The organism is Candidatus Eisenbacteria bacterium, from assembly GCA_005893275.1.
Taxonomy (GTDB): Bacteria; Eisenbacteria; RBG-16-71-46; order SZUA-252; family SZUA-252; genus WS-7.
On sequence record VBOW01000018.1, the window covers coordinates 83201 to 83647 of the forward strand.

The window sequence follows — 447 nt, forward strand, 5'->3', positions numbered from 1 at the left end:
TCAATTCGTACCTCCTTGGGGATCCGACCGTAGCTTGTTCGGGCGACTGGTACGACCGGGATGGCGCCGGCGCGCCCGGTGGAGTGAACGCCGCGCCGAATCTGGCGCAGCCGAGCAACATGACGGTGACCGAGGGGGCGACGGCGAATCAGGCGATCAGCGCCACGGATCCGGACGGGAACCCGGTGACGTTCAGCAAGACGTCGGGTCCGACGTTCGAGGCGGTGACGACGACGAGTCCTGGGACGGGGACGGCGACGGGGAACATCGCGCTGACGCCGGGCTTCTCGGACTCGGGGACCTATTCGTCGACGGTGACGGCGACGGACAATGGGTCGCCGCCCTTGAGCAACAGCAGGTCGTTCACGATCACGGTGATCAACCAGAACCGTGCGCCGACGCTGAACGCGATCGCGAACATGAGCGTGGCTCAGGGGGCGACGGCGG

1 protein-coding gene is annotated in these 447 nt (G+C 67.1%); it reads left to right on the forward strand.

Going from position 1 to position 447, the window contains the following annotated elements; translation table 11 throughout:
• Positions 1–83 precede the first annotated feature (83 nt).
• On the forward strand, positions 84–447 hold a 364-nt coding region (locus E6K76_03445), incomplete at its 3' end, for a cadherin repeat domain-containing protein (GenBank protein ID TMQ59983.1).